Below are 519 nucleotides of genomic sequence, written 5' to 3'. Positions count from 1 at the left end.
GAAACCACTGGCGGCAGAAAAATCATGCTCAGAAGCCACAATACTGACAAACAACATGGCTGGCAGCGTGACCTTAAAAACCAGCTTAGAGCCAATTTCAATAAAGTTATCGTTGATGAGACCAAACCGTTTAAAGATAACGCCAAGCACCAACATTAAGCAGATGGGGCCGGTGATCGACAAAGAGAATTGCAACTGATGTAAAACAGAATCCATGTAAGTATCCGCAGCAAAAAAGAAAAAAGTCATTATTGTTTCGCTATTAAGCCACAAACTAGGGGGCGGGGAATAGGGAAGCGATGAAATTTTATTCTTATGTTGATTAGGATGTATGTTGCATTTCGATATGAGCCTAATATCTCAGTTTGACCAAGCTCGACTGGTCGAAGGTTGCATATATTGGTTTACTACTCCGACTTATCGCACTGGAGATAAAACAGAACTCCAGCGCTGACAAGTGAAATGAAGTTGAGCCGCGCTCATTCCTTGTGCGGTTCTGGTGGTGATAAATAGGAGTCC

1 pseudogene is annotated in these 519 nt (G+C 42.6%); it reads right to left on the bottom strand.

From position 1 onward, the window contains the following. Positions 1 to 216: pseudogene (locus tag R7Q48_RS31060) on the bottom strand (AEC family transporter); the annotation flags it as partial. Between the last annotated feature and the right edge of the window lie 303 nt (positions 217 to 519).

The sequence above is a fragment of the Vibrio sp. 378 genome (assembly GCF_033339435.1).
The sequence above is the reverse complement of the archived record's forward strand: the minus strand, read 5'-3'. Positions and strand labels throughout refer to the sequence as shown.